This is a genomic window from Corynebacterium sp. HMSC074A09 (assembly GCF_001811545.1).
Classification (GTDB): domain Bacteria; phylum Actinomycetota; class Actinomycetes; order Mycobacteriales; family Mycobacteriaceae; genus Corynebacterium; species Corynebacterium hiratae.
In genome coordinates, this window is sequence record NZ_KV805153.1 from 51,740 (window position 1) to 73,894 (window position 22,155).

Genomic DNA, 22,155 nt, shown 5'->3' on the forward strand with positions numbered 1-22,155 from the left:
CCCTATGAATCCTGAAGATCTTTCCGTCCTGATCAAGAACACTGCCGCTGCCGTGCTCACCGAGCATGAACTGGACGCCTCCGTCCTGCCGGAGACCGTCACCGTGGAGCGCCCGCGCAACCCGGAGCACGGCGATTACGCCACCAACCTGGCACTCCAGGTAGCCAAGAAGGCTGGTGCCCAGCCCCGCGAGCTGGCGCAGTGGTTGGCGGATGCCCTCGCCGGCAACGACGCCATTGATGAGGCCTCCATCGCAGGCCCGGGATTCCTTAACATTCGCCTCGCTGCCGCAGCGCAGGGCGCCATCGTGGCCCAGGTGCTCAATGCCGGCGCAGACTTCGGCAGCAACACCACCTACCAGGGCAAGAAGATTAACCTGGAGTTCGTCTCCGCGAACCCGACTGGCCCGATCCACCTGGGCGGAACCCGCTGGGCTGCCGTGGGCGATTCGCTGGGCCGCGTGCTCGAAGCCTCCGGCGCGGAGGTGACCCGCGAGTACTACTTCAACGATCACGGCGGACAGATCGACCGCTTCGCTCGCTCCCTCGTGGCTGCCGCCAAGGGCGAGCCGACCCCGGAGGACGGTTACGGCGGCGATTACATCAAGGAGATCGCTCAGGGTGTGCTGGAGCAGAACCCGGGCGCCCTCGACGGCAGTGATGCCGAGGTCCAGGAAGCCTTCCGCTCCGCGGGCGTGGAGATGATGTTCGCCCAGATTAAGGAGTCCCTCCACGAGTTCGGCGTGGACTACGATGTCTACTTCCACGAGAACTCCCTCTTCGAGTCCGGTGCCGTGGAGAAGTCCATCCAAAAGCTCAAGGACAACGGCAAGCTCTACGAAGCTGAGGGCGCATGGTGGCTGAAGTCCACCGAGTACGGCGATGACAAGGACCGCGTGGTCATCAAGTCCGACGGCAACGCCGCCTACATCGCCGGCGATATCGCCTACGTGGCTGATAAGTTTGACCGCGGCCACGACCTGGCCATCTACATGCTGGGCGCAGACCATCACGGCTACATCGCTCGCTTGCGCGCTTCCGCCCAGGCTTTGGGCTATGACCCGGAGGCCGTCGAGGTCCTCATCGGCCAGATGGTCAACCTGGTCCGCGATGGCCAGGCGGTCAAGATGTCCAAGCGTGCCGGCACCGTCATCACTCTTGATGACCTCGTCGAGGCCATCGGCGTCGACGGCGCGCGCTACTCCCTGGTGCGCTCCTCCGTGGATTCCAGCCTGGACATTGACCTGGGCCTGTGGGCTTCCCAGTCGGCGGATAACCCGGTCTACTACGTGCAATACGGCCACGCCCGCATCTGCTCCATCCTGCGCAAGGCAGAAGAGCTGGGCTTCGATACTGCCGCGCTTGCCGACGCCCCCCTCGACCTCCTCACCCACGATAAGGAAGGCGACCTCATTCGCACCCTGGGCGAGTTCCCGGAGGTTGTGGCCACCGCCGCCACGCTGCGCGAACCGCACCGCATCGCGCGCTATGCCGAGGAGCTTGCCGCCGTGTTCCACCGCTTCTATGACCAGTGCCAGGTGTTGCCGAAGGCTGGTGAAGAGACCGAGTCGATTCACTCCGCACGCCTCGCCCTGGCCAGCGCCACCCGCCAGGTCATGGCCAATGCCTTGACCATGGTCGGGGTCAGCGCACCGGAGAAGATGTAAGACAAGGTATCGATGACTGATTTCAATTCTCTTCCGGCCCACGTGTGGCCGCGCAACGCTGCTCGTGATTCCGATGGTGTGGTCTCTATCGGCGGCGTTTCCCTGACCGACCTTGCCGAAGAATACGGCACCCCGCTCTATGTCTTTGATGAGCAGGATTTCCGCTCGCGCTGCCGGGACATGGCCCAGGCCTTCGGCGGTCCTGACCACGTGCACTATGCCTCCAAGGCTTTCATCACCAAGCGCATCGTGCGCTGGGTAGATGAGGAGGGCCTGTGCCTTGACGTGGCCTCCCTCAACGAGGCCAAGCTGGCGCTCGCTGCGGACTTCCCACCGGAGCGCATGACCGCGCATGGCAATAACAAGGAAGACGAGTACCTCGAGCTGTGCGTTAACGAGCGGATTGGCCATGTGGTGCTGGATAACGCGGAGGAGCTCTCGCGCCTCAACAGCATTGCTGCGGCCGCCGGCCGCGTGCAGCCGGTGATGATTCGCGTGAAGCCTGGCGTGGATGCCCACACGCACGAATTCATCGCCACGGCTCACGAGGACCAAAAGTTCGGCATCTCCCTGTCCACCGGCGCTGCCTTCGAGGTGGCTCGCACGGTGCTGGAATCCGCGAACCTTAAGCTCGTGGGATTGCACTGCCACGTGGGCTCCTCGGTGTTTAATGCCGATGGTTTCAAGCTGGCAGCCGAGCGCGTGCTGAGCCTGTACAAGCGCATTCACTCCGAGCTCGGCGTTGCCCTCGAGGAGTTGGACTTGGGCGGCGGCTTCGGCATTCCCTACATGGAATACGAGGAAGCCCTCGACGTCGCCACGCTGGCCAAGGACCTGCTCGACGCCGTGGAGCGCACCGCTACTGAGCTCGGCATCAAGCCGCCTTTCGTGTTGGTGGAGCCCGGCCGCTCGCTGGTGGGGGCCTCCGCGGTCACCGTCTACCGCGTGGGCACGGTCAAGGATGTGGAGACCGGCAAGGCGGATCTGCCGATGCGCCGCTACCTCTCCGTGGACGGTGGCATGTCCGATAACATCCGGCCGGCGCTCTATGGCTCGGAGTACGACGTGCGCGTGGTCAACCGCCGCACCCAGGGCGAGCCCGTAGATTCGCGCATCGTGGGCTTCCACTGCGAGTCCGGTGACATTCTGGTCAACGAGCGCCGTTTCCCCTCGGATATCACTACCGGTGATCTCCTCGCTTTCGCCACCACCGGCGCCTACCAGTACATGATGGCCTCGCGCTATAACGGCGCTTTGCGCCCGGCGGTAGTTTCCGTGCGTGACGGCAAAGCCTCGCTCATGCTGCGCCGGGAAACGGTGGAGGACTTGTTGGCGTTGGACGTCGACTAGCGCGGCGTTGCCACAGCTCACCGCATTTTATTCACAAAGATATGGCCGGTCGCGCGTTGTGCCGGCCACTTCGCGTAGAAATAGACAGCTCGTTCTGTATAGTGATGGGCTAGCACGTAACAATCATTCGCAATTTCAACAAGGGGACACCATGACGATGACGAACCGTAGCAAGAAACCCGAAGGCGAACCCGTAGGAATCGCGCTGCTTGGATTTGGCACCGTGGGCGCCGAGGTTTTCCGCCTCGTGCAGGAAAACGCTAACGCTTTTGCGCACCGCATTGGCGGCCCCGTGGAGATCCGCGGCGTCGCCGTGCACAACAAGAACAAGCTGCGCCCGGGCGTGCCGGCGGAGCTACTGACCGACGACGCCAAGGCACTTGTCCTGCGCGATGATATCGACCTCGTCGTCGAGGTCATCGGCGGCATTGATTTCCCACGCGAGCTCGTTCTCGCAGCCCTCAATGCCGGCAAGTCCGTGGTCACCGCCAACAAGGCACTTGTTGCCGCACACGCGGATGAGCTCGCTGAGGCCGCCGACCGCGCCGACGTTGACCTGTACTTCGAGGCCGCCGTGGCCGCTGCCATCCCGGTGGTGGGCATGCTGCGCCGCTCCCTGGCCGGTGACAAGATCCAGCGCATCTCCGGAATCGTCAACGGCACCACCAACTTCATCCTGGACGCGATGGAGTCCACCGGTGCCTCCTATGAGGATGCGCTGGCTGAGGCTACCCGCCTGGGCTATGCCGAGGCCGATCCCACCGCTGACGTGGAGGGCCACGACGCTGCCTCCAAGGCTGCCATCCTGGCGTCCTTGGGCTTCTATACCCGCCTGACCTTCGACGATGTCTACTGCGAGGGTATTTCCAAGATCACCGCCGATGACATCACGGCTGCCAACCAGGCTGGCTACTCCATCAAGCTGCTGGCCATCTGTGAGCGCCTCGTCGATGAGGAGACCGGTGCTGAATCCGTCAACGCCCGCGTGCACCCGACCTTGGTTCCGAAGGAGCACCCGCTGGCTTCGGTCAGCCAGTCCTACAACGCCATCTTCGTTGAGGCAGAGGCCGCTGGCTCTCTGATGTTCTACGGCAACGGCGCCGGCGGTAACCCGACGGCATCTGCTGTGTTGGGTGATGTCATCGGTGCGGCACGCAACATTGTCCACGGCGGCCGTGCGCCAGGGGAGAACACCTACGCCAACCTACCTATTGCGGAGTTCGGAGAAGTGGAAACTCGTTATCACGTCGACATGGAAGTTGAAGACCGCACCGGCGTGCTTTCCGCCATCTCCGGTGTCTTTGCCCGCCACGGGGTCTCCCTGCGCACGGTGCGCCAGGAAGACGGCGATGCCACTGCTCGCCTCATCGTGGTCACCCACGCTGCGAAGGAAGCGGTGCTCGAGGATATCGTCGCGGCCCTCGGCGAGCTCGATGAGGTCAAGGCCGTCCACTCCGTCATCCGCCTGGGCGTCTAAGGGGCTTAAGTACAACAATGAGTATCGATATCGAAGTAGGCACCAAGGTCACCGTCCAGGTTCCGGCCTCCTCGGCCAACCTGGGCCCGGGCTATGACACCCTCGGCATCGCGCTGAGCCTCTACGACACCGTGGAGGTAGAGGTCACCCGCTCCGGCTTGGAGGTAGAGATCTTCGGCGAGGGCGCCGATGAGCTGCCTCGCGACGGCTCCCACTTGGTGGTCAAGGCCATCCGTTCCGCGCTCAAGGCTGCTGACGTCGAAGTCTCCGGCCTGCGCGTGGTGTGCACGAATAACATTCCGCAGTCCCGCGGTTTGGGTTCCTCGGCCTCGGCCGCGGTAGCCGGTGTGGCCGCGGGCAATGGCCTGGCTGGCTTCCCGCTCTCCGAGGAGCAGGTCGTTCAGCTGTCTTCAGCCTTCGAAGGCCACCCGGATAACGCCGCGGCCTCCGTGTTAGGAAACGCCGTGGTCTCGTGGACCACCGTGCCTGTCGACGGCCGCTCGCTTCCGGAGTACCGCGCCGCCACTTTGGACGTGCACCCGACTATCAAGGCCACGGCCTTGGTCCCGGACTTCCATGCATCAACCCAGGCGGTGCGCCGCGTGCTGCCTTCCCACGTGACGCACGCCGATGCCGCCTTCAACGTCTCCCGCACTGCGGTGAACGTGGCGGCGCTGACCGCTTACCCGGACCTGCTGTGGGAGGGCACCCGCGACCGCCTGCACCAGCCCTATCGCGCTGATGTCCTGCCGGTCACCGCGGAGTGGGTGAACCGCTTGCGCAACCGCGGCTACGCCGCCTACCTGTCGGGCGCGGGCCCCACCGTCATGGTCCTGCACACCGAGCCCATCGAAGAAGCGATCCTCGACGATGCCCGCGAGCAGAACCTGCGCGTACTGGAGCTGGAGGTCGCCGGGCCGGTCTCCGTCGAGCGCGGTTAGGCTAGCTAGCTTCATTTTCCACGTTGATTCGGCACACGCCGTTTCCGGACTTTGGGATCAGTTTCAGGCTTAACCTCCCACCGGAATCGGCGGCCGCCTGCTCCAAGTAGCCATCGTGGATGGCACAGACAAAGGGGGAGGGCTCCACACCGGCGCTGACAAATGGGCAGGCGTGCAGCTCCACATCGGTGCGGCCCTCCTGGTCGAATTGCTCGGCTGAGGTTACTGGGTCAAAGCCCATTTCGCGCATCATCCGATGAAGCGAACCGAGCGCCTCAGCACCATGGCTGCTGGCAGCGGTCTTCGCCCACTCGCGGCCAAGCTCCCGCGCCTGCTCTGAGGCATAATCATTGAGCTGCTCCTTAGCCGCCAGGGCTTTAATCAACACACTGATCAGCGTGACGTACTCCTCCGCGACCGAACGGTTGTCCGGCACCCGCACTTGGAAGATCAGGGAGGGGCGCCCGCGCCCCTGCGCTGGGGCGGTGACTACTCGCACCGCGCCAGCGTTGACGAGTTCATCCAGATGCCCGCGCGCGGTGTTAACGTGCATGCCCATTTTCTTAGCAACTTCTGCGGCCCGTGCTCCTTGCGGGAACTTCTGCAAAACCGAGAGGACTTCGCGCTGCTTGGGGGAGAGCTTCATCGTGTCGGGAAAGAGCTCGGTCGATGAGCGAGGACTTTGTGTAGAAAATGTGGACATGGACTGTAGCTCCTTGATTAACGCTACGAGGATCCTACATCCAGACCGCTGTTTTTCTACTATTGCGGTCAGTACATATACCGAGATCTCCCTCACGACATGGGTAAATACACTGGATTAAGTACGGGTGTAGACCGTGAGGGCGCTGGCGTCGAGGGCCACGGGCACCACCTGGCCGGGAGCGTTTCTACGCGCTGGCTGGCCCACCGTGACCCGTTGGCCGTCAATATCAACGAGGGTAGTGCTTCCCAAATCAGCCACAATGGTGGCACTCAAACTGGTGGCGCCCTGCGCGCCAATGGGGTCGAAGCACAGCGCGGTTTGAGGGAAGGCCGCCCAGTGTTCGCCGTTGCGGTCTGGAGCAAACGTGTCTCCTCTGAAGGAACCGCGCAGTACATTAACGCCCGCTAGTTCTGCCATGAAGCGGGTGGTAGGTTGCTCCAGTAGTCGGTCTGCAGGGCCCTGGGAGACAATGTCGCCAGCTTCCATTACAGCGATATCGTCTGCCAGAGTTTCGAGGTCCACACGGCTGTGGGTGACAATGACCGTGGTGCGATCAGCGGCTGAGATACGCAGAAGGTGGCGCCACCGGGCGGCGGATTCGACGTCCATAGCGGCAAAGGGCTCGTCCACAATCAATACCTCTGGACGAGCGGCAAGCGCGCGCAGGAGGGCGACCTGCGCGGCTTGCCCGCCGGAAAGCTCGGAGACATGCCCGAGCTTCTGCAATCCGGCTGCGCTCAGAAGCTCCTGGGTGCGTCGTGCGTCCTTGGTCACCATGGTCAACGCTTGAGCCACGGTGGCAGTGGGTGGTAGCCCGGGGTCTTGGGAGAGCATGACCACGCGCTCGGCGTTAGTCTGGGCTCCTTGCAAGCGCCCGCTAATAAAGCGCATCAGCGTGGTCTTGCCGGCGCCGTTGGGGCCAACCACCGCGGTTACGCGCCCGCCACGGAAAGTTGTGGTGGTGTTGTCGACCGTTACGGAAAGCTCGTGGGGTGGCGCCAGCGGGGCAGTCGCCGCGCGGAGTGCATCTGGGTCCATCGGTTTCAAAGCGCGTACAGCCTGCTCGCGGCGGCGCCGCAGTAGCAGAGGCATTCCGGCTGCGGTGAGGGTGAGGATGGCTATCCCGATTAACACGGCCGACAGAGCATAGGCATTGTCCGCGCTGACCTCACGCTCAAGATAGATACCGCTCGGCATGGTTCGGGTAGAACCGGGCAGGGAACCGGCGAAGGTGATCGTCGTTCCGAATTCGCCCAGTGAGCGTGCGAAAGCGAGCGCTCCGCCCGTGAACACGGCAGGAAGGATAGTCGGGAGGATGATGCGCCAAAGGATGGTCCCTGCGCTCAGGCCGATGCCCCGCGCGCTAGCCACGACCTCAGGATCGAGCTGCCGCAGTGCGGAGTCCACCGCCACAACTACGAAGGGGAGGGTGACAAATAGATGAGCGGCCACGACGCCGGGGAAGGCAAAAGATATGTGCAGCCCTGCTTGCTCCAATGCTGGGCCAAGCAGACCGCGGCGCCCGAGCAGCGCGGTAAGGGCCAAGCCGCCAACCACGGGAGGCATGGCCAAAGGGAGGTAGACCACCAGCCGCACAAGGTGAGACACGCGGCGTAGCTGCTGGAGCCACAGAGCCAGACAGGTGCCCAGCAACGTGGACAACAAGGTAGACAACGCCGCCGCGGAAAGGCTGACGCGGAGAAGGTCATGGGTCGCCGGAGCGCTCAGCGTGTCGGCGAGCTTCGGCCAGGGCACTCGTACCCCGAGGGCGAGCACCGGGGCAAGGATGTAGACCGCAGCGAGCACGCCGGCGGCGATGACCGGCCGCGTTGTCCGCGGGCGCTGTTCGCGCAATATCACTCGTGACACTTAGTCCACCGGGGTAAATCCGAATTTTTCCCAGGTGCTATCAAAATCCGACTCGAGGAGGTTGAGGACTTCTTGGGCTTCTTCGTGGCGGGGTGAATCAGACACCACCGCGCCCATGATCTCGTTACGGAAGTCTTCCGCGTGGTCGAGCGGGATGGCTTCGACATCTTCGCTAGCGGCGGCGTCGGTGGAATAGACCCATCCGGCGTCCGCCTCGCCGGAGGCGACCTTACCTAGGACGTCAGCTACCTGTCCCTCCAGGGAGGAGGCGTGCAGGTCCCAGTTGTTGGCCTCCATGATGCGCGTGGAAATGGCACCGCACGGCACGTTTGGGTCGCAGAGGACCAAGCGAGCGGAGGAATCCAGGTCTGCCGCGGAGCGCAGACCTAAAGGATTGCCCTTCGGCACGACCATGACCATGACGTTGCTCGCGAGGGCCACGGGGGTGTCCACGTTTCCCTGAGCGGTTGCATCATCCATGGTCTCGCGAGAGGCAGTAAGCAGCAGATCTGCGGGAGCGCCTTCATTGATCTGCTGGACTAGGGCGGAAGAACCACCGTTGTTGAACGCCAGCGGGGTTTCGGACGCACTGGAGAGGTCGTCATTGAGCACTCGCGTGGATGACGCGGCGAAGACCTGCAGCGGTTTATCGGAGCTGGAGGTGCAGCCAGCGACAGCCAGTGCGGCAGCGAGGACGGGGACGGCAATTTTGACAAGGCGCATGCTAGGTACCTTACGGGAGTGCTAGGCGGTGCGCGTGAATTTAATATGGACTTCCTTTGGTTCCTTCTTGAGGTATTCACGGTCGAAGGATTCTTCGCGCTGGTCCACCTCTGTGAGCAACGGAAGCGGGTCGTGCGGAGCAATGAGAATCATGGATTCGCCCACGTTGAGGGTGCCCAGCGCTCCATGGATGGCGCCGTGGCGCACCGCGTGGGGAATTTCGGAGGCGTTGAGGGTGGGAATGTCGTGGCCCTTGGAGGCATCAACAAGCGGCAAGTTCATTGATGGATTCCTTTCGAGTTCTAGCAGAGTGGGCGTTGCTGCCCGGGCCATCAATTTACTACGATTATATCCGTGCAAATAAAAGTGTCAGATATGTCTCTGCGTGATGTCTCGCTGGCTTCGCGCCGGCGCTGGCACACCATTGCTTTCAGCCTCGTCGCGTTCTGGATTGTGGCAGGCGTGGGGATCACCGTGGCGAATATCTGGGGCGCGCCCGTCGTATGGTGGGACCTCATTCATCCTTTCACCCTCGGGGCGCTGACCACCGCCATCCTCGTATTCAGCACCCACTTCACGGAGGCGCTGACCCGCACTCCGGCCGCCGGTTTCCGCGGGGTGGGCGCGCGGGTAGGGCTGGTCCAGGTGGGGCTGGTTCTTCTACTCGTTGATCGCGCAGGCTACGACTGGGGCGTGCTCTCGGATAGTGGCTCCGCTCTCGTCATCGCTGCCGTTGCGTGGCACCTGTGGGCGCTGTGGGGCAAGCTCCGGGGGTCATTGTCTGGTTCCTTCGCCGTCACCGTGCCCTTTTATCTGGCTGCGGCCTGCTTCATGATCTTCTCAGTAGTCCTGGTGATTCTGGCTGCGCACGGGGTAGGGAATTACTCGCTGCTGGTGGCCGCGCACTCACGCGGGATGGTGTGGGGCTTCGGCCTGCTTACCATCCTGGGCACGGTCATCACGCTTGTGCCGACGTTTACCCGGACCCCCATTTCCTCGGTGGCCCGGGCGCGGTGCAGCCGGGCTTTGGCAGTGCATTGCGTGGGCCTAGCGGCGGCCATGCTTGCCGACGCCTCCGGGCTCACCCGCGCCGCCGGTATGGCGCAGCTGCTCACCGTGCTTGCTGCCGTGCTCATCATCCAGCCCGTGCTTGCCAGCGCTCTTGGCGGCGAAAAGACGACGGCAAGCGTGTCCGCGATGGCAGGCCTGGTGTGGATGGTGGCGCTCTGCGCCGGTGATGCCGCCGCTACCGTCGCAGGGGCCTACCCGCGTGCGGTTACCTTGCTGCTCATGCCGGCATTTCTCGGTGCCGGCCTACTGCAGCTCGTGACCGGGGTGCTCCACCACATGCTGCCCATCCTGGCCGGGGCGGCACGTCCCGCACGTGGGCACCTCGCAGGGTTCCTGCGCGTGGCACTCATCAATCTCGGCGGCGTGCTCAGCCTTCTTGGCATTGCTGGCGTGTCCTTCGCCGGGCTTATCATGATGGGGCTAGGCCTCATCGCCAATATTGTGGCCCTGGTGTGGGCCGTCTCGTCACCTCAAGGAGAAGTTCATGTCAAGCGTGCCCGTTAAACAGGAGCATTCTGAGAAGCAATGGGCATCCTGGCTCATTATCATCGTGGCGCTTCTCGCCGTCATTGGGCTGGCGGTGTTCAACTCGGCCACAGGCAAGCAGGACCCAGCTACGGTGGCATCCGCCGACGCCGTGACTGTTGATGTCTCCGTGGACGGCATGGCCTTTGTCCCGTCCTCCATTGACGTGGCCGCGGGCAGTCACCTCGTAGTGAACTTCACCAACACCGGCGACCAGGTACATGACCTGAAGATCGGACGCGAGGAGACCGGACGGGTAGAACCGGGCGAGACCGTGCAGCTGGATGCCGGGGTCATCGAGGAGTCCATCGAAGGATATTGCACGATCGCCGGCCACAAGATGCAGGGCATGACGTTCATGGTCAACGTCGATGACTCCGCTTCGAGTGGGCATGATCATGCGGGGGCGTCGGAAAGCACGGGCTCTGCCGCCGCACCCGCGACGGTGCCCTCGGTTGCCGAGCGCATGGCAGCCCGCGAAGGATTTGAGGCTTTTGATGCTTCCCTTGCCCCTGCTAAAGGTGACCTTCATGAGGAAACGTGGGTGATGACTGAGGAGGAGATGGAAGTCGCCCCAGGAGTCCGCCAAACCCGGTGGCTCTTCAACGGGCAGGCACCCGGCCCAACCCTTCGCGGCAAGGTAGGGGATACGTTCCGCATCACCATCAAGAATGAAGGCTCGATGGGACACTCGGTGGATTTTCACGCCGGTGAGGTCAACCCGGATGAGAACATGAAGACCATCCAGCCGGGCGAATCGCTGACCTATGAATTCGAGGCCCACAGGGCGGGTATCTGGATGTATCATTGCTCGACCATGCCGATGAGTCTGCACATTGCCAACGGCATGGCGGGAGCGGTCGTCATCGATCCGCACGGGAAGGATGCATTGACAGACGTCGATGCGGAGTACGTTATGACGGCGAGCGAGGTCTTTTTGGCCTCCGCAGGCAAGGAAGCTGAGGGCGCAAACGCGCAGCGAGTCAGCGACGGCGACTATGACCTTACGGCCTTCAATTACTATCCCAACCAATACGACGAGGGCCTAGCCCCGCTGCGCGCCAAAGTGGGCGATACCGTGCGCATTTGGCTGGTCAACCTCGGCCCGGATCTGCCATTGAGCTTCCACGTCGTGGGCGAGCAATTCGACACCGTGTACAAGGAAGGCGCCTACCTGATCAAGGGCGCGAAGGATTCCGGCTCCCAGGCGCTGGACCTCTTGCCGGCCCAGGGTGGATTTGTGGAGATGACCTTCAACGAGCCGGGGACCTATTCCTTTGTTAATCACCTGATGACGAATGCGGAGAAGGGCCAGCACGGCCAATTCATCGTTGAGTAGCAAGTCGCTCGCGCCGCGCTCGTAGCTCGTCCAAGGTGTCGATATCGCGCACTGCGGGCGTTGCCTCGACCTCGGCGATGGTGCCCGCGAGCCTCAGTAAGTGCATGGCCGGCTTGTTGCGTGGATCTCTGAGCTCCTCCAGCGCGCGGGTGAGGGCCTCGGTGCGCCACAGCGCGCACAGCGGCTGCGGGAGCCCATCGAGTGTGGCCACTGCGACATCAGCACCGGAGCTTTCTAATGCCTGTTCGAGGGCAGGCAGCATCTGTGGGGAATCTGGGGCATCGACGGCCAAGATGGCGGTCGTGGACTTTGCGGCACCAGCCAGCGCGGCGTGGCCCGCGGCGATTCCCGCGGCTGGCCCGCCGAAAAGGGGCTTTTCACATACTTGGGGCATGCCCAAGTGGTAGGGCGAGACAACCGCCACCGGCGCATCATAGGGCAATTGGCGCAGGAGGCGGTCGATGAGGCGCTCACCGGCGAGGATGATACTTGCCTTGTCCACACCACCCATGCGTGTGCCGCGCCCACCCGCCAAAATAATGACACCTGACATTGTTCACTATCCTTCCTCACCCGGCAGGTCGCGGGACCAATCACCCGAGCGGCCGCCGGACTTCGCTGTGATGCCGCAGCGCCGGATATAAGCGGAGCGGTCCACGCCTTTCACCATGTCGATGAGAGCTAGCGCCGCAACGTTCACCGCGGTCAGCGCCTCCATTTCCACGCCGGTGCGGTCGGCGGTGTGAACGGTGGCTTCGATGAAGACGTGGTCTTCGCGCAGCTCGATGTCGACCGCGCACCCGTGCACGCCGATGGTGTGGGCAAGCGGTAGGAGATCCGGGACCTTCTTGGCGGCCGCAATACCGGCCACTCGAGCAACCGCAAGCACGTCGCCCTTCGGCACGGTTCCTTCCTGCAGCGCGGTGAGGACCTCCGGCGAGCAGGCCACCTCGCCTTGGGCGGTGGCGGAACGCACGGTGGGCTTCTTATCGGTGACGTCCACCATGTAGGCGGAGCCGGCCTCATTAAGGTGAGTGAACTTCATGGCTACAGCGGGTCCTTTCCTTGGGTGGACCTAGCCTATCTGACGAAGAGTGGGCCGATCCGGCGTTTAGAGGCGCGATCTTTGGCAACAACGGAGGGGTGGGGGATGTGGTGAAGCACCGTGAAGCTAGTAGGGGTAGACGGTAAGTTGCTCCCCTGTGGTGACGGGGCTCGTCAGCAGCGCGAAACCTTGCGTGCCGGGCAGTGCTGCAACGTGGTGGCTGCGCATGCGTGGTCCAGGCGGCGGGAAGGCGGTGATGCTTCCGTCCAGAGCAATCGAGCACGGCTGAATAAGCGGGCGGTGCGGATGCGGGAAGTCAGCCCCAGCGACGGCCGTCAGGTGCGGCCGGTCTAAAACTCCGGTGGGGCGGGGCAGCCCACGCAAGGAACGCATCAGCGGGGTGAGGTAGAGATGCGCGGAGACGAACGCCGCCACCGGGTTGCCCGGCAAACACACCACGGGAACACCGTCCCACAGCGCGTGGCCTTGCGGCGCGCCGGGGCGCTGGTTGACGTGTCCGAACCAATATGAGCCGCGCTCCACGGCATCCTCAACGACCGCGCGAACCACGTCAAAGGCTCCTGCGGATACCCCGCCGGTGGTGACGATGAGATCGGAGTCAGCGGCAGCCGCGTCGAAGCGGCGGCGCAGCTCAACGGGTGAATCGCCACATACCGTGCGGGCGATGTCAACGGGGCCGGTAGTGCTAAGGAGTGCGTCGAGCATCGGACCATTGGAATCCGGGAGCTGGCCGTTGAGCAGCTCCTCACCCGTGGCAATGACGGTCACCCGCGGGGTGCGGTGGAGCACGGCGGTGTCGACGCCGGCGGAGAGGGCGGCGGCGATAAGGGAGGCGTCCACCAGCGTGGCGGCACCGGCTAGTTGGTGCCCGGCCTCGATGTGGGAGCCGCGCCGCCGGATGTGGTTGCGCTCGGGAAGGCGGTGCACCGTGACGGTCTCAGGCAGTGGCCCGGGGCCTGGTGGAATATCGGTGTCTTCCACGGGGATGACCAGACCATCAAAGCCCGCGGGTACTGGACCACCGGTCATGATGCGCAGCGCAGTGCCGGGCGGCAGGGTTTGGGCCGGCGCGCCGGCAGGCACATCACCCACGACAGGCAAAGTGAAGGGAACGGTGAGACTGTCTGGTGAGGAAGGCTGAGGAATGAGGAAGCCATCCATGGCCGAATTATCCTGCGGCGGGAGGGGAAGGCGGGCGACGAGGGGCTCAGCCAGGACGCGACCCTGCGATAAGGCAGCGCGTTCCGAAGGCAAGGCGCGGACCAGCGCGTGGAGGCGGTCGAAGTATTCCTCGATGCTTAAGTCAGTCCCGGTACTCGTCATTGCACCCAATCTAGCCACCGATGGCGGACATCGGGCGATCCGGCTGGAGGAAACCTTCATCATCCACCCCGTGGCCCGGTAATTTCCTCCACATTTCACCCGCCCACGCGGTGGCGAGCTCTTCATCGCTGGCGCCAGCGCGCATGAGGTCGCGCAGGGAGGTTTCCGAGTTGCCGAAGAGGCAATTGCGCACCGCGCCGTCTGCGGTCAGGCGCGTGCGGTCGCAATTCCCGCAGAAGGGCCGAGTCACGGAGGCGATGACTCCGATGTGGCCTGTGGGGAGGGAGCCATCGCGCGAGACCGCGGACCACAGTGCAGCCGGCGCGGAGCCGCGGGGTTTCTTAGCCGGGGCGAGCTCGAAGTCTTCGGCCAAGCGCCCCAAGATATCCTCCGCGGTGACCATCTGGGAACGCGTCCACTCCTCCCGTGGGCCCAGCGGCATCTGCTCAATGAATCGCAGTTGCGCGCCGCGTTCGAGGCAAAAGCGAGCCAGGGGAAGGATCGCAGACTCGTTGACACCCGGCATGATGACGGCGTTGATCTTGACTGGGTCCATGTCGGCGGCCAGCGCGGCATCGATGGATGTGAGCACATCTGCCAGGCGGTCGCGCCGGGTGAGCCGGGCATAGAGCTCCGGATCGAGGGTGTCTAAGGAGATGTTGACGCGGTCGAGCCCGGCGCGCTGCAGCCCCGGCAGGCGCTTATCTAGGCCCAGCCCGTTGGTGGTGAGAGCAGTAGTGGGTGCCGTACCTTCGTCGGTCCGCAGAGCTTTGGTCGCGGCGATGATTTTCTCTAAGGAGCCGCGCAGGAGCGGCTCCCCGCCGGTGAAGCGCACCTGCTGGATGCCGAGCTTGTCTACCGCGAGGCGGATAAGACGGATGGTTTCTTCATCGCTGAGCGTGTGTTCGGTGGGCAGCCACTCATAACCTTCGGCGGGCATGCAGTAGGTGCAGCGCAGGTTGCAGCGATCCGTCAGGGAGACACGCAGGTCGCGGGCTTGGCGGCCGTAGCGATCCACGAGCGCGCGGCGGCCGTCGGGCCCTGGCGCCGGCAGGTCCGTGGGCGGAGTCCCCGCGCCCCGTACGCGCGGCAATGGCAGCGTCAGCGGGGCGGAGGTGTGTGGCGAAGGTTGGGATCGTTGGGCGGACATTGCTGGCAAGTCTAGATCGAAGCCTGCCGAATGAGTAGGCGGGGTGGGGCTAGTCCTCCCCGTCATCCTCTCCGGCGTCGAGGCGCTGCGCCTCGCCCGGGCCCTTCAGCCGGATGATGTTGTACTCGCCTTCCGCCAAGTGGGCGCGCAGGTCCTTCTTGTCGAACTTGCCCACCGAAGTCTTATCGATGGATTTTACGAACGTCCAATACTCCGGCAGCATCCAGGAGGGAAGCTCAGAGCGCATCCCGTTGCGCAGGCGCTCGGCGGTCTCAATCGTGGGGCTGATGTCCGCGGCGAGCACGGTGACAGCCAGCGGGCGCTCGACCCATTGCTTGTCGGGGTAGCCAATGACGGCGCATTCCAGCACCACCGGGTTGGCCATGATGAGGTTCTCCAATTGCACGGAGTAGATCCATTCACCGCCGGAACGGATGACATCGCGGGCGCGATCCTCCACGGTGAGGAAGCCATCCTCGGTGACGAAGCCGACGTCGCCGGTGCGCAGCCAGCCGTCGGCCGTGAACTTGGAGTCCGCGTCCTCGACATCTTTGCCACGGAACTCGTGGGCAGCACCGCCGTCCTCCGAAGCGGGCGAGTGGTAGTAAGAACCGGTGACCAAGTTGCCGCGTACCTGAATCTCACCAGCATTGCGGTCCGTGGTGTTGACCACGTGGCCGTCATTGACCACGCGGTATTCCAAGGAGGCCGGGAAGCGCCCCTGGGAAATGCGGTAGGCCCAGCGAGCCTCGCCCGAGGCGCCTGAGGGTGGGCGGGCCACCGTGCCCACCGTGGTGGTTTCCGCCATGCCCCACACGTGGACTACGTCTACGCCGTAGCGCTCTTCCCAGCTCTTGATGAGCTGCGGTGGAACAGGCGAGCCGCCAGCGAAGATCTCCGTCAGTGTCATGCGCTCAGGCGGGTTCTTGAGGTAGTGCACGAAGAGCTGAATCCAAATGGTGGGCACGCCATGGGCCACGCGCGGGGAGGTGGCGGCGATGATTTTGGCCAGGGTGGCGGGGGAGACGTCGGCGTCGGGAAGCACCAGCGGCGTGCCCGTCATCCACGCCGCAAAGGGAACACCCCAGCTCAGCACGTGATAGATGGGGATGCAGCACAGGAATGTCTCGCCGTGGGTCACACACAGGGAATCGGAGGAGCGCAGCTGCATTCCTTCCAAGTACAGAGCGCGGTGGGAGTAGAGCACGCCCTTTGGTGCACCAGTGGTGCCGGTGGAGTAACACAGTGCGGCGGCGGTGTGCTCATCCAAAACCGGCCAGTCATACACGGTGGAGCGCCCATCCAGCAGTTGCTCGTAGCTGTAGATTTCAACGTTGCCCGGCAGAGCGGTGCTGGGCTTGCCGATGCCCGTAAACACCACCGCACGCACACAGTCCACACCTTCCAGAACCTGGGCTAGCTGCTCGGCGAGGCGACAATCCGCGACGATGACGCGGACCTCAGCGTGGTTGATGATGTGCCGGATCTGGTCATTCATCAGCTGCTTGTTGAGCGGCGTGAACACCGCGCCCTTGCAGGCGGTGCCAAAAAGCACTTCGAGGTGCTCGGCGCAATTCCACATCAGTGAGCCCACGCGCTCGTCACCGGTGATGCCGAGCGTGTCATGCAGGGCGTGGGCGAAGGCCGCGGCGCGGGCCCCGACATCGGCGAAAGTGGTTTCCTCACGTTCGTTGCCGGGATTGGCGCTGTGCCAGGTGATGACCTGGGTTTGGCCGTGGACGGAGGAACCGTACTCCAGGATGCGGGTGAGGGACAGCGGGATATCCTGCATTGTGGAGAGCATGCGCACTACTTTAGCCGTGTCAGTGTGAGCGCGGGGGAAGGATGCGGTATAGTTATCCGCGACTGGCGGGGAAGGCTTTCCCCGCACCTCCGAGCTCCCTCCACGGTGCACACACCTGCGGTGACACTCTCATGGCAGTCCAACGGTGCGCGCGACGGTGAGAGGGGAGAGATACGCTCGCAGTCGCCTTCTTAAAATATCTCCCCGCGCTTGACCCGCGGCCGATTCCTTAAGTGCTTTCAGGAGTTCAACAAGGAGTCCTTCACGTTCCGTACCGCCGGGCCGGAGAGGGGGGAGAGCCAAGACAACCACCGCCCACGGGGATCGCGGTTGCGTGAACTCGCTGGTGGCGGAGGACCATCCCAATTACACACTGGCTTCCAACGCCCGCTTGGAACAGCACCACGCACAGTGCAGGTGCGGCAGACAAGACGGCGCGCGTTGGTGAAGCGACGAAAGGATATCCGTGAGCGATACGGACAAGACCGCAGCACAGGATCTCGCCTCCCTGAAGCTGCCGGAATTGCGCAAGCTAGCTGCGGAGCGCGGACTTCGCGGCGTCTCCGGACTGCGCAAGGGGGATCTCATTACTGCCCTGACCACCGGCCAGGTGCCGGCGCGCGGCGCGAAGGCCGCTGCCCAGGGCGAGGCTAAGGACGCACCCGCCGCAGAGGACTCCGCACAGAAGGAGTCGAAGAAGGACGCGCAGCCGCGCCGCGCGACCCGCAAGGCTTCCCGCCCTGCCGGCGCTGCTGACCAGGCCTCCGAGAAGCAGGAGCCTGAGAACACCCACAAGGGCGAGGACGGCGCTCAGGAGTCCGAGCAGAAGGACGGCCACGACGAGCAACGCTACGAGTCCCGCTCCCAGGCCCGCCGCGCCCGCCGTAACCGCGCGCGCCGCCAGGAGCGCGAGGCCCGCGAAGAAGCCAAGGGCAATAACAACGGCAACGGAAATGGCAACGGCGCCGAGGACAAGCAGTCCAAGTCGGAGGGTAACCAGTCCCGTGGCGGCAACAACTCCGACAACTCCGATAACGGGGACCACGGCAACGGTGGCAACAACGGCGGTGGCAATAACGGGGGCGGCAACAACAACCGCCGCGATAACCACCGCAACGATGATGACAACAACGGCGGCGGTGGCCGCCGCAATCGCCGTAACCGTCGCAACCGCCGCGGGCGTGACCGCGATGGCGGCGGCAACGGTGGCAATGACCTGCAGATCCGCGAGGGCGATGAAGTGCAGGTAGTCGGCGGCATCCTCGAGGTCGTCGACAACAACGTGGCCTTCCTGCGCACTACCGGCTACCGCGCGGCCAGCTCCGATGTCTTTGTCAACAACAACCTCGTGCGCCGCCTGGGCCTGCGCTCTGGCGACGCCCTGACCGGCAAGGTCAAGGTCTCGGGCCCGACCCACACCCACGGCAACGGCCGCAACCGCCGCAAGTACAACCAGCTCGTGGAGGTCGACACCGTCAACGGCCTGGATCCGTCCACCGCGAAGGAGCGCCCGGACTTCGCCAAGCTCACCCCGCTGTACCCGAACCAGCGCCTGCGCTTGGAGACGGATCCGAAGATCCTCACCACCCGCGTCATCGACCTCATCATGCCGATTGGTAAGGGCCAGCGCGCGCTCATCGTCTCCCCGCCGAAGGCCGGTAAGACGACGATCCTGCAAAATATCGCCAACGCCATCGCCACGAACAACCCGGAGTGCTACCTCATGGTCGTCCTCGTGGACGAGCGCCCCGAAGAGGTCACCGACATGCAGCGCAGCGTCAACGGTGAGGTCATCGCCTCCACCTTCGACCGCCCGCCGTCAGAGCACACCTCGGTGGCGGAGCTGGCCATCGAGCGCGCCAAGCGCCTGGTGGAGCAGGGCAAGGACGTCGTCGTCTTGCTTGACTCCATCACCCGCCTCGGCCGCGCTTACAACAACTCCTCCCCGGCATCCGGCCGCATCCTGTCCGGTGGTGTGGACTCCAACGCCCTGTACCCGCCGAAGCGCTTCCTGGGTGCTGCCCGCAACATCGAGAACGGCGGCTCGCTGACCATCATCGCCACCGCCATGGTGGAGACCGGCTCCACCGGTGACACCGTCATCTTCGAGGAGTTCAAGGGCACCGGCAACGCCGAGCTCAAGCTGGACCGCGCCATCTCCGAGCGCCGCATTTTCCCGGCCGTGGATGTCAACCCGTCCGGCACCCGCAAGGACGAGCTCCTGCTGGTTCCGGAGGAAGCACGCATCATGACCAAGCTGCGCCGCATCCTCTCCGGCCTGGACTCCTTCGCCGCTATTGACCTGCTGATTAAGCAGCTCAAGAAAACCCGCTCCAACGGCGAGTTCCTCATGCAGGTGGCCTCGTCCGCGCCCATGGCGGCTGACACGGATGAGGAGGACTACAAGTAATGTCTAACCAGGTTTCCCTCGTCGATGACATTGTCTCCGAGTTCCAAGGCATCGAAATGCAGATGGCTGACCCGGAGGTAGCCGGTGATCAGTCCCAATTCCGCAAGCTGTCCAAGCGCTACGCCGAACTGCGACCCATCGTCGCTGTGAACGACGAGTTGGTCCAGGCTCGCCAAGACCTGGCCGATGCCAAAGAGATGGCCTACGAGGACCACGAGTTCCAGCCCGAGGTCGACCGCCTTGAGCCACTCGTCGTCCAGCTGGAGGAAAAGCTCGCGGACCTGCTGGCCCCGCGCGATGAGCATGACTCCGAGGACATCATCATGGAGATCAAGGCCGGTGCCGGCGGCGAAGAGGCAGCACTCTTTGCCGGCGACCTGGCCCGCATGTACGAGCGCTACGCCGATAAGGTCGGCTTCCAGTGGGAGGTCCTAGGCCTCAACGAGTCCGACCTCGGCGGTGTGAAGGACATGTCCATCTCCTTCAAGTCCAAGACCCCCTCGCGCGATGGCGCGTGGAGCGTGTTCAAGTTTGAGGGCGGCGTCCACCGCGTGCAGCGCGTGCCGGTGACCGAGTCCCAGGGCCGAATCCAGACCTCCGCAGCTGGTGTGCTGGTCTACCCGGAACCGGAAGAAGTCGAAGCCGTCAACATCGATGATAAGGACATCCGCGTCGACGTTTACCGTTCCTCCGGTAAGGGCGGCCAGGGCGTGAATACCACCGACTCCGCGGTGCGTATTACCCACCTGCCGACCGGCCTGGTGGTGACCTGTCAGAAGGAACGCTCCCAGATCCAGAACAAGGCGCGCGCCCTGCAGGTGCTGCAGGCACGCCTGGACCAGATGGAGCGCGAGGCCCGCGAGGCCGAGGCCGGCGAGCAGCGTGCTTCCCAGGTGCGCACCATGGACCGCTCCGAGCGCATCCGCACCTATAACTGGCCGGAGAACCGCATCACCGACCACCGCATCGGATACAAGGCCAATAACTTGGATTCCGTGCTCAACGGTGACATGCAGGACCTCATTGATGCCCTGCAGGCCCAGGAGCGCGCGGAGCGCCTTGAGGCTGAGGACTAAGGCTAAGGCACGGTTTAGTTCGGTGACTTTTCACACCTATCGGGAGGCGCTTCGTGATGCCACGGAGCGCCTTCGCGCTGCCGGGGTACCTTCACCCGAGTGGGACGCGCGCCTGCTGGCTGCCCACCTCATCCACTGCGGCCACATGGACATCCCGCTTAACGAGGCTCCGATGCCCGGCTTTGACGTGGCATATGGGGCGTTGGTGGGGCGTCGTGAAGCGCGCGAGCCCCTCCAGCACATCCTGGGCGTGGCGTGGTTCGGCGCCCTCGAACTCGAGGTGGGCCCCGGCGTGTTCATCCCGCGCCCGGAGACGGAGGTGCTCGCCGACTGGGGAGTTAAATCTCTTCAGAGATTTAACTCGGGAAAGATGACGAAACTTGACCCGCAATCTCCCCGCGTCGTGGATCTGTGCGCCGGATCCGGGGCGCTGGCGCTGTACGTCGCCCACTATGTGCCGCAGGCCCAGGTGTGGGCAGTGGAGCTTGCCGACGCCGCCCTGGCCTACACCCGGCGCAATGCCGCAACCGCTGCGCGCGGCCGGGCGGGTTCTGTGAACGTGGTGCAGGGCGACGTCACCGACGCCCAGCTCTTGTCGGAGCTGCACGACACCGTTGACCTCGTGCTCACCAACCCACCCTACGTTCCGGAGACCCCGGACCTGGACCCAGAGGTCTACCAGGATCCGCACGATGCGGTGTTTGGGGGAGCAGACGGCATGGAGACCATCACCGCGATGATCCCGACCATCGCCGCGCTGCTGCGCCCCGGCGGGCGGGTGGGCATTGAGCACGACGACGAGACCTCCCAACAAGTGCAGGAAGCCCTGCGCGCGCACGGCGGCTTCAGCGATATCGAGGTGCTCAAGGACCTCACTGGCACCGCACGATTTGTCACAGCGAAGCGGGGAGTACAGTAGATTGGTCGAAGATTGGTCGACAAGCCGATAGGAACGGGATTAAAGGAGAGACCAATGCAGGGACAGATTTATAACTGTGCGGACGCTGCTGAGCGCGAGGAAGGCATGGCACTTGCCGTCAAAGCAGCCAAGTCAGGCCGACTCGTCGTGATGCCCACCGACACGCTCTACGGGCTGGGCTGCGATGCTTTCGATAACGATGCCGTGGCCAGCCTTTTGGCCACCAAGCACCGCGGCCCGGACATGCCGGTGCCGGTGCTCGTCGGCTCCTGGGACACCGTCAAGGGGCTTGTCGCTTCGTTGGATGACACCGCGCAGACCCTCATCGAGGCCTTCTGGCCGGGTGGGCTGTCCATCGTGGTGCCGCAAGCGCCTTCGCTGCCTTGGAACTTGGGAGATACCCGCGGCACGGTGATGCTGCGCATGCCGTTGCACCCCATTGCCATTGAACTCCTCCGCGAGGTCGGCCCCATGGCGGTCTCCTCCGCGAACATTTCCGGACAAACCCCGCCGACCACCGCGATTGCCGCCAAGCAGCAGCTGGGCAAGGCCGTCACGGTCTACCTGGATGGGGGAGAAGCCCAGGTGGGCAAGCCCTCCACCATTATCGATCTATCCGGTCCGCGCCCCTACCTCTTGCGCGAAGGCGCGCTGAGCGCCGAGCAGATTGGCGAGGTCATCGGAGTGTCTGCAGAGTCCTTGCGCACCCGGCCGGGTAGCCAATCCTCTTAAGGAGACAT

General features: G+C 64.0%; 19 protein-coding genes. 10 read left to right on the forward strand and 9 right to left on the reverse strand.

The annotated features are described in order from the left end of the window. The first annotated feature begins 4 nt into the window (after positions 1-4). The 4 genes from argS (at position 5) to thrB (ending at position 5,434) form a co-directional block, all read left to right on the forward strand. Complete coding sequence (gene argS / locus HMPREF2807_RS07445) at positions 5-1,666, forward strand: arginine--tRNA ligase (protein ID WP_070511541.1); 1,662 nt, start codon at positions 5-7, stop codon at positions 1,664-1,666. Positions 1,667-1,678: 12 nt separating this feature from the next. Further along, positions 1,679-3,016 carry a diaminopimelate decarboxylase gene (gene lysA, locus HMPREF2807_RS07450; RefSeq protein WP_070511543.1) on the forward strand — a complete coding sequence of 446 codons (1,338 nt, stop codon included), beginning with the start codon at positions 1,679-1,681 and terminating at the stop codon, positions 3,014-3,016. A 151-nt stretch (positions 3,017-3,167) separates the two neighbouring features. After that, positions 3,168-4,493: a homoserine dehydrogenase gene (locus HMPREF2807_RS07455; RefSeq protein WP_070511546.1), complete on the forward strand. Its 1,326-nt coding sequence runs from the start codon at positions 3,168-3,170 to the stop codon at positions 4,491-4,493. Between the two features lie 17 nt (positions 4,494-4,510). Then, positions 4,511-5,434: a homoserine kinase gene (gene thrB, locus HMPREF2807_RS07460; protein WP_070511549.1), complete on the forward strand. Its 924-nt coding sequence runs from the start codon at positions 4,511-4,513 to the stop codon at positions 5,432-5,434. A 1-nt stretch (position 5,435) separates the two neighbouring features. On the opposite strand, the gene HMPREF2807_RS07465 is transcribed toward thrB, so the two are convergent. The 4 genes from HMPREF2807_RS07465 to HMPREF2807_RS07480 all read right to left on the reverse strand — a co-directional run bounded on the left by HMPREF2807_RS07465 (position 5,436) and on the right by HMPREF2807_RS07480 (position 9,014). Beyond that, on the reverse strand, positions 5,436-6,137 hold the full coding sequence (locus HMPREF2807_RS07465) for a helix-turn-helix transcriptional regulator (RefSeq protein ID WP_070511551.1): 702 nt from the start codon (positions 6,135-6,137) through the stop codon (positions 5,436-5,438). A 117-nt stretch (positions 6,138-6,254) separates the two neighbouring features. Next, on the reverse strand, positions 6,255-8,000 hold the full coding sequence (locus HMPREF2807_RS07470) for an ATP-binding cassette domain-containing protein (RefSeq protein ID WP_232751643.1): 1,746 nt from the start codon (positions 7,998-8,000) through the stop codon (positions 6,255-6,257). Between the two features lie 9 nt (positions 8,001-8,009). Beyond that, on the reverse strand, positions 8,010-8,732 hold the full coding sequence (gene modA, locus HMPREF2807_RS07475) for a molybdate ABC transporter substrate-binding protein (protein ID WP_070511553.1): 723 nt from the start codon (positions 8,730-8,732) through the stop codon (positions 8,010-8,012). A gap of 21 nt (positions 8,733-8,753) precedes the next feature. Continuing rightward, on the reverse strand, positions 8,754-9,014 hold the full coding sequence (locus HMPREF2807_RS07480) for a DUF2249 domain-containing protein (protein WP_070511556.1): 261 nt from the start codon (positions 9,012-9,014) through the stop codon (positions 8,754-8,756). Between the two features lie 93 nt (positions 9,015-9,107). Between HMPREF2807_RS07480 and HMPREF2807_RS07485 the strand changes: the two genes are divergently transcribed. Then, positions 9,108-10,307: a beta-carotene 15,15'-monooxygenase gene (locus tag HMPREF2807_RS07485; RefSeq protein WP_070511559.1), complete on the forward strand. Its 1,200-nt coding sequence runs from the start codon at positions 9,108-9,110 to the stop codon at positions 10,305-10,307. Then, positions 10,288-11,667 carry a multicopper oxidase domain-containing protein gene (locus tag HMPREF2807_RS07490; protein WP_070511560.1) on the forward strand — a complete coding sequence of 460 codons (1,380 nt, stop codon included), beginning with the start codon at positions 10,288-10,290 and terminating at the stop codon, positions 11,665-11,667. Before HMPREF2807_RS07485 ends, HMPREF2807_RS07490 begins: the two co-directional genes overlap by 20 nt. Here the strand turns inward: HMPREF2807_RS07490 and HMPREF2807_RS07495 are convergent. The 5 genes from HMPREF2807_RS07495 to HMPREF2807_RS07515 all read right to left on the reverse strand — a co-directional run bounded on the left by HMPREF2807_RS07495 (position 11,654) and on the right by HMPREF2807_RS07515 (position 17,010). Continuing rightward, positions 11,654-12,220, reverse strand: coding sequence for a molybdenum cofactor guanylyltransferase (locus tag HMPREF2807_RS07495; RefSeq protein ID WP_049155084.1), 567 nt, complete (start codon positions 12,218-12,220; stop codon positions 11,654-11,656). The two genes, HMPREF2807_RS07490 and HMPREF2807_RS07495, sit on opposite strands and share 14 nt — an antisense overlap. A 6-nt stretch (positions 12,221-12,226) precedes the next feature. Further along, entirely contained in the window at positions 12,227-12,712 is a 486-nt protein-coding gene (moaC, locus tag HMPREF2807_RS07500; RefSeq protein WP_049155083.1) for a cyclic pyranopterin monophosphate synthase MoaC, read from the reverse strand. Between the two features lie 126 nt (positions 12,713-12,838). Beyond that, positions 12,839-14,056, reverse strand: coding sequence for a molybdopterin molybdotransferase MoeA (locus tag HMPREF2807_RS07505; protein WP_070511563.1), 1,218 nt, complete (start codon positions 14,054-14,056; stop codon positions 12,839-12,841). A 10-nt stretch (positions 14,057-14,066) separates the two neighbouring features. Next, the gene (moaA, locus tag HMPREF2807_RS07510) at positions 14,067-15,206 is read right to left on the reverse strand and encodes a GTP 3',8-cyclase MoaA (protein WP_070511565.1); all 1,140 of its coding nucleotides are present in this window, start codon (positions 15,204-15,206) and stop codon (positions 14,067-14,069) included. A gap of 49 nt (positions 15,207-15,255) precedes the next feature. Continuing rightward, positions 15,256-17,010: a long-chain fatty-acid--CoA ligase gene (locus HMPREF2807_RS07515; RefSeq protein ID WP_070511567.1), complete on the reverse strand. Its 1,755-nt coding sequence runs from the start codon at positions 17,008-17,010 to the stop codon at positions 15,256-15,258. 466 nt (positions 17,011-17,476) lie between these two features. Between HMPREF2807_RS07515 and rho the strand changes: the two genes are divergently transcribed. Genes rho through HMPREF2807_RS07535 form a run of 4 tightly spaced genes read left to right on the forward strand, consistent with a single transcriptional unit; the run spans position 17,477 to position 22,147 of the window. Then, on the forward strand, positions 17,477-19,420 hold the full coding sequence (gene rho, locus HMPREF2807_RS07520; RefSeq protein WP_070511570.1) for a transcription termination factor Rho: 1,944 nt from the start codon (positions 17,477-17,479) through the stop codon (positions 19,418-19,420). Beyond that, positions 19,420-20,496, forward strand: a complete 1,077-nt coding sequence (gene prfA / locus HMPREF2807_RS07525; protein WP_049155076.1) for a peptide chain release factor 1 — start codon at positions 19,420-19,422, stop codon at positions 20,494-20,496. Before rho ends, prfA begins: the two co-directional genes overlap by 1 nt. Before the next feature lie 22 nt (positions 20,497-20,518). Then, a complete protein-coding gene (gene prmC / locus HMPREF2807_RS07530) occupies positions 20,519-21,415 on the forward strand; it encodes a peptide chain release factor N(5)-glutamine methyltransferase (protein WP_070511573.1) in 897 nt (298 codons plus the stop codon). A gap of 54 nt (positions 21,416-21,469) precedes the next feature. Next, positions 21,470-22,147 (forward strand): L-threonylcarbamoyladenylate synthase, encoded by a 678-nt coding sequence (locus tag HMPREF2807_RS07535; protein WP_070511575.1) that lies wholly within the window; start codon positions 21,470-21,472, stop codon positions 22,145-22,147. Positions 22,148-22,155: the final 8 nt, after the last annotated feature.

Excerpts from the sequence above, each read along its gene's own strand:
- argS (WP_070511541.1), top strand. The coding sequence starts at position 5 with ATGAATCCTGAAGATCTTTCCGTCCTGATCAAGAACACTGCCGCTGCC.
- lysA (WP_070511543.1), top strand. The coding sequence starts at position 1,679 with ATGACTGATTTCAATTCTCTTCCGGCCCACGTGTGGCCGCGCAACGCT.
- HMPREF2807_RS07455 (WP_070511546.1), top strand. The coding sequence starts at position 3,168 with ATGACGATGACGAACCGTAGCAAGAAACCCGAAGGCGAACCCGTAGGA.
- thrB (WP_070511549.1), top strand. The coding sequence starts at position 4,511 with ATGAGTATCGATATCGAAGTAGGCACCAAGGTCACCGTCCAGGTTCCG.
- HMPREF2807_RS07465 (WP_070511551.1), bottom strand. The coding sequence starts at position 6,137 with ATGTCCACATTTTCTACACAAAGTCCTCGCTCATCGACCGAGCTCTTT.
- modA (WP_070511553.1), bottom strand. The coding sequence starts at position 8,732 with ATGCGCCTTGTCAAAATTGCCGTCCCCGTCCTCGCTGCCGCACTGGCT.
- HMPREF2807_RS07480 (WP_070511556.1), bottom strand. The coding sequence starts at position 9,014 with ATGAACTTGCCGCTTGTTGATGCCTCCAAGGGCCACGACATTCCCACC.
- HMPREF2807_RS07485 (WP_070511559.1), top strand. The coding sequence starts at position 9,108 with ATGTCTCTGCGTGATGTCTCGCTGGCTTCGCGCCGGCGCTGGCACACC.
- HMPREF2807_RS07490 (WP_070511560.1), top strand. The coding sequence starts at position 10,288 with ATGTCAAGCGTGCCCGTTAAACAGGAGCATTCTGAGAAGCAATGGGCA.
- HMPREF2807_RS07495 (WP_049155084.1), bottom strand. The coding sequence starts at position 12,220 with ATGTCAGGTGTCATTATTTTGGCGGGTGGGCGCGGCACACGCATGGGT.
- moaC (WP_049155083.1), bottom strand. The coding sequence starts at position 12,712 with ATGAAGTTCACTCACCTTAATGAGGCCGGCTCCGCCTACATGGTGGAC.
- HMPREF2807_RS07505 (WP_070511563.1), bottom strand. The coding sequence starts at position 14,056 with ATGACGAGTACCGGGACTGACTTAAGCATCGAGGAATACTTCGACCGC.
- moaA (WP_070511565.1), bottom strand. The coding sequence starts at position 15,206 with ATGTCCGCCCAACGATCCCAACCTTCGCCACACACCTCCGCCCCGCTG.
- HMPREF2807_RS07515 (WP_070511567.1), bottom strand. The coding sequence starts at position 17,010 with ATGCTCTCCACAATGCAGGATATCCCGCTGTCCCTCACCCGCATCCTG.
- prfA (WP_049155076.1), top strand. The coding sequence starts at position 19,420 with ATGTCTAACCAGGTTTCCCTCGTCGATGACATTGTCTCCGAGTTCCAA.
- HMPREF2807_RS07535 (WP_070511575.1), top strand. The coding sequence starts at position 21,470 with ATGCAGGGACAGATTTATAACTGTGCGGACGCTGCTGAGCGCGAGGAA.